This is a genomic window from Caballeronia arationis (assembly GCF_001544975.2).
Lineage (GTDB): Bacteria > Pseudomonadota > Gammaproteobacteria > Burkholderiales > Burkholderiaceae > Caballeronia > Caballeronia arationis.
On the sequence record NZ_FCOG02000244.1, the window covers coordinates 1 to 5438 of the forward strand.

At 61.9% G+C, this 5438-nt stretch carries 6 protein-coding genes; all 6 read right to left on the bottom strand.

The window, feature by feature from the left end:
* A partial coding sequence (locus tag AWB81_RS40100; protein ID WP_062643895.1) for a PRTRC system protein B occupies positions 1-672 on the bottom strand: 672 nt, incomplete at its 3' end.
* A gap of 13 nt (positions 673-685) precedes the next feature.
* Positions 686-1675 (bottom strand): PRTRC system protein F, encoded by a 990-nt coding sequence (locus AWB81_RS40105; RefSeq protein ID WP_062643882.1) that lies wholly within the window; start codon positions 1673-1675, stop codon positions 686-688.
* A 249-nt stretch (positions 1676-1924) separates the two neighbouring features.
* Positions 1925-2161 (bottom strand): PRTRC system protein C, encoded by a 237-nt coding sequence (locus AWB81_RS40110; RefSeq protein ID WP_062643887.1) that lies wholly within the window; start codon positions 2159-2161, stop codon positions 1925-1927.
* Positions 2162-2170: 9 nt separating this feature from the next.
* A complete protein-coding gene (locus tag AWB81_RS40115) occupies positions 2171-2659 on the bottom strand; it encodes a PRTRC system protein E (RefSeq protein ID WP_062643889.1) in 489 nt (162 codons plus the stop codon).
* Between the two features lie 86 nt (positions 2660-2745).
* Entirely contained in the window at positions 2746-4422 is a 1677-nt protein-coding gene (locus tag AWB81_RS40120; protein WP_062643891.1) for a PRTRC system ParB family protein, read from the bottom strand.
* 177 nt (positions 4423-4599) lie between these two features.
* Positions 4600-5130 (bottom strand): DUF7673 family protein, encoded by a 531-nt coding sequence (locus AWB81_RS40125; RefSeq protein ID WP_235026169.1) that lies wholly within the window; start codon positions 5128-5130, stop codon positions 4600-4602.
* Between the last annotated feature and the right edge of the window lie 308 nt (positions 5131-5438).

Consider the following 5438-nt stretch of genomic DNA (forward strand, 5'->3'; position numbering starts at 1 on the left):
GAGCGCCTCTTTCGGGAACTGCTCGCCGTACTTGCCGTCGAGCATTTCCTTCCAGAATGCGAACTCGCCATTCGGATGCGAAACACGTTTGTTGCCGTGATTCGGGTGTGTGAAGGCCGATTCGAAGAATCCGCCCTCCCATCCGCTGATCGACTCGATATCAATGCGCTTTGGCACATGAGCCGAGCCGATGCAGATTCGCCCCCAATCCCAGGTGTTAAAGTAAGGCGGTTCGTGCAGCTTCGATGCAGGCGTTGGCCGGCTGTCTTCCTGCAGCGCGAACACGGAAAACCCGCTCGAAGCTGCACGGAACACCAACCCCGGATGCGGGACGACAGCACTGCGCCGCCCGATTTCCTGACAGTCGAAGAAGACTCTTCGCATCGCCGGTCTGCACCACCACATCACCGCGTCTTGCGACACCGCGAGCACCGTCTCAGGCAAAAATTCCGCCTTCGGTGCCGCGTTCTGAGCCAGCTCACGCAGGCAATCAACAAGCGCCATACGGTCGATCGGCCTTCCGGCTCCAATCGTTGCCCGGCCGCTCTTGCCCTGCGTCACCGGATGAACGGTGCCGTAGACAGCGCTGCGGTCCTGACGGCCGTATAGCAAGATGGCACTGATCGCCGCCAGTTCATCGACGCGGTCTGAGCCGATATCAAGCCCTTTCATATAAAGCTCCTAGTTATGCCGCGAGACACGCGATGACGCGGTCCAGTTGGCCAAGAATGGATAAGCCCTGCGACCAGTCCCCGTACTGCTTGCGGATGGCGTCAGGCGTAGAGGCAAGCGGCGTAAAGCCGAGGTAAGTCGTGCCGTCGCCGGCGCTGGCGAGGTACTCGTAGTGCGAATCGAGTACATCGCCGACGCGGCTGTCGTTTTGCACGGTGAGCGTGGCGGCTGCATATGCGCAGCGGGGCCGATACTCGCAACCGAAGAGGTCGCGATTGCCCACCCGCTGCAGCATCAGCGAGAGCTTTTCAAGCTCCGCGCAGATGCGACGCGTGCGCCCGGAGGTAAAGCGCTGAAGCCGCCTAAGGGCCGCGACGCCAAGCGCCCGTTGAGGCAGATAGCGTCGGCTCTTTGCGTTCCAGCGGTAGACGTCCATGTCGTCGGGACAAAGCTGCGGACGTACAACGGAAGGGAGGTAATGCTCGATTTCCGCTTCGTCGTCGCCGAACCGGTCCGTCAGCATCTCGCGCGCTTCCTCATCGGTCGCGTTTGAGTCGCCGTCCCAGAACCAAGAGGCGAATTCCCCAAGGAACTCGTCCGGCGTCCGGACCCACATCGTGCGTCCGGCTGCACGATTGATCAGCACCATCGCTGTCGACACTAACCGCGGATGAACATTGCGAAGCTCGGCGGCACGCCTGCCGATCTCGAAGATGCTCTCCTCCGTGATCTCGATGCCGAGATACACGGGCGAGGTCGGATTGAACTCGCTGCTGTCCTCCTGATACTGGACAACGTCTTGCACCGCCTGTACGTCGCACAGTACGAAGTCAAAGCCCAGGCAGTCCAGACGCGGCGTATGACGCTTGGCCCACGCGAAATAGCCGTGGGCAAGCGCGTCACCCGCGCCTTTGAACTCCGGTACGTCGCGCGGCCTCAGCACGCCCGAGTTGAACTGGGCGGCGATGAGACCGGCGACATCCTTTTCGGCTTGCCAACGCATCACTGCGCGCGTTTTGACGTCCGAGCCGATGGCCGGCAGGCTTAGAAAATCATTGGGAGTTCGACGTCGGGCAGCGGGAGCGCGTCGCGGTTGCCAAGGCTCTCCCGAGACAGCGACCTCTGCACTAGACGGGCGAGGATCGAAGAGCATTGCTCGATCTCCTTGTCATGAAAAAAAACCGCCCTTCCGGGCGGTTGCTGATGAGAAAGAGCCAAGTCCGGATCGGACAGGGCTTCGAGGAGGTCGCGCTTACGCATGGACGCGGCAGGGCATGACTGCACCCTTGGCACCGGCCGCGCGCACGAACGTGAAGCGCATGACATCGCCCTCCGTCGTGGGTCCGTCGATCGCCGCGGTCGTCAGCTCCGGGTACTGCGCGGAGTAGAGATCACGGACATCGTCGGGCGAGAACGTCGGCCCGGGATCGGGGAACGTCACGCCGTTGTAGACGAACTCGCGCGTGAGCTTCGCAACTTGGATAGCCATGTCTGCTCCTTAGTCGAAAAGCGATGCGAGGTTGGTCCCGGTGTTAGCCGGTTCCGCCGATACCTCTGCTGCGGACGATGCCGAAGACGCAGTCGGAGCGGTGCTCTGCCCTTCAGCGTCGGCACTTCCGTCGTCATCATCGTTGTCCGCATCGATGCTCGATCTGCCGGGTGCAGGAAAAGCAGGCTTGCTTCCGCCCTTAGCCAGCGTCTTGGTCGCCTTCGAGACTTGCGTCGTCTTGGCGGCCTCGAGGATGGCGGTGGTCGCAGCAACCTGCTCGGCGAGCGACGCGTGCGCGCCGGTGTAGGCCACGAGCGCGTCCACGAAACCCGCTTCCAGCTCAGGCGCCGTCGCGGTGAGCGCGAGCGGCTGAAGCATGGCGGCGTCTTTTGCCGTGCCTTGCGGCATGACGCAGACAACCATCTCTTCGCCCTTCATCTGCAAGGACAACGTGAGCTTCGTGCAGTGACGCAGAAGCGGTTCAATAGCTACGAACATGGAAACTCCTGAAAAGAAAAAAGACCGCGCGGAGGCGGTCTATAAAGGATGGAAAACTACGATCGATGCACGGGGACGCCGCGCAATTAGAACTTGAGCACCTTCGGGATCTTGCCCGTGTAGTCGAAGCCATCGACCGCCAGAAGCGCGTCGATGACTTCGGACTTGGACTTGCCGAAGACCTTCTTGAAGTTGTCGCCGAGCGCGGCACGAATGCCGAGTTCGTCAGCGACCACCATCATTTCGGACTTCGTGATCAGCTCCAGAAACTCCTTGCAGAGCTTCCAGTGCTTCGCGAGATCGAGGTGATGGTGCGTGCACAGACGGGTTAGGTACTGGACGTCGAGGCCTTGAATCGCGGCGACCGTCACACCGGTGACCGCGTGCGCGAGCTTGGTATCGTCAGCGGCAGCCGTCGAGGCAGCCGCTTTCGTCACATCGCCGGACCCGACCTGCTCTTCGGTGAGCTTTTCCCAGATGCCGGAGAGCGTCTTTTGGTCGACGCAGCGCATCTGATCGGACAGAGCGATCGCAACGAGGTATCGCTGGGCAAGCGCGGGATCGGCGCCTACCTCACGGCGCAGGGCTTTACGCCACAACGCCACGCGATACGCTTTGATCTTGTCCGACTCAGCCACCACGGTCGCCGGCGGATTGCTGGTCGTCGAGGCCGCCGACGAACCGGCCGCGCCCTTCGCTGCTGTGGGCGGCGCTTTCGCGCCGGCCTTGGCTGCCTCGGTCTTTGGCTGCGTCGCGGCTTTCACCGCTTGCAGTTGCGCCGCCACCTTCTTCATGTTGCAGACGGTGTCGAAGCACTGGCCGCGATAGACCTTGCCGATCGAGTCAGGCAGACCGCTCACCGCCGCGCCGTAGTTCTGGCACGCGTGACACGCCTTTGCCTGCTCTTCGCCGACGCCCTTCGGGCCATCGACTGAGAGTTGCACGCGCGTGTGGTTGTCGCCAGCACGCACGATGCGCACGACCGGATATTCGTCGCGCAGGCCGGTGGCCGTCACTTCGAGCATCTTTTCGGTCTTCTCGTTGTAGCAGGTGCGGTTGGTGCAATTGCCCGTACCGATGGATTCACCGAACATCTCGCCCTGCGTTGACGAATTGTGCGGGCATCCGGCGCAGTCGGCCTTGTCGAAGATCGCGGCCGCCAACGAACAGGCAACCTGTTCGATGGTTTTCTTGACCTCCGCGACCGCCTTTCCCTCCTTGATGATCACCGGCAGCAGCTTGTCCTGCGTCTCTTTGGGGAGCGCAGCAAGCAGCTCGGCGTGACCGAGAAGGATCTGTCGGGTGCTCAATGCATCGAGCACGGCAGTGCTGCAGTTCATCAGCGCAAGACGCTTATCCAGCGTCGCACGCGACCAACCGAAGATGCGCGCGACTTCGTCGCGATCGCCCTTGCACAGCCCGACTTGCTCGGCTGCCGCAATGGCTTCTTCGGCGGGCGACATGTCGGCCCGCTGGATGTTCTCGATGATGGCGAGCTGCTTCGCTTCCACCTCATCGATGTCTCGAACGACGACCGGGATTTCATAGTCTTCGCCGTGCGCCGCAAGCGCCGCCTTGTATCTGCGGCCGCCAGCGACGAGGCTGAAGCCGCCGTCAGCGAGCGTGCGCACGATGACAGGCTGGATGACACCCTTTTCGCGCACAGACGCGGTCAGCTCTTCCATCTCCGCCGCATCGAAGTACTTGCGGGGATTGACGCTGACCTGGATTTGCTTGAGGGAGAGAGTAGGCTGTTGTTGCATGGCTGGGCTCCTGAGAGGGAACCTGCCCCCTTTGGGAGTGGTTCCCAAAGGGTTGAACAACGTGGGCTGACTGACGTCAGCGCGGGGTCGATGCGTCTATGACGCGGGTGATGGAGCAACAATAGCGGTTTACTTTGCGAGCACGCCACGCAAAAGCTCACGAATTCATGCCGTCTTTCATAGCCAGGCGGGTCTCGGCTCATTCTCATCAGCATCCAGCGGCTTGCCTCGTGTCCACGCAAGGCGATGGACCGCGACGAGGTCCGCCGCTAGCCGCTCCGAATCGGCAGCCGAGAGCGCGAGGCTGATCGACCGAACATCGTCAATGCCGACAGCCACCTTTACGACCAAGGTCACGTCGCGATAACCCGGCGCATCGAGCTTATTTTCGTACTGGCACGAATGCACGACGTCGTCGTCCGGCAGCGGCGTGTGCGCCGGCTCGTCAGCAAGACCCCATCGTTTGATCATCGCCTGCCACCGGGCTTCGCCATTCGGAAAGTAGCGGTGCACTTCGGTCGCGTGCCGACTGTCCAGTCGCAGAACCTGGATGCAGTGCTCCATCAGATCGTCGTCGAGTCGTCGAAAGTCCGTGAGACTAAATGGGAAGTCGAAGCCGTTGTAGAGGCCTGCGAGAAACTGAGCGGCGACGCGCGCCTGCCCTGAACTGCCCTCCGCCACCTCGACGAGATAGGCGAGTGAGTCCAAACTCGCGTCGCGATCTTGAGCGCGTATCTCGGCCGCTCGCTGCACAGGCGTCATTCCGCCCGCCGCGGCCGCCAGGAAGTCCTCAACGGCTTCTTCCAGCGCTGCCGCTAAATGCGTTGGGACAGTGAAGGCGATGGATTGGGTGCTGGGTGTTGGCGAATTACTCATTGCATTTGCAGTAGCGTAGTTGGCGCTTCAAATCGCGCCTGCCCGCATGATGCCATGAGTGAAAAAGTGCGCCGGCAGAGCGCCGGCGCCCAAGACGGCCGGCGCATACGAGGGGGACGCCATACCGCGAACGGAGCGTA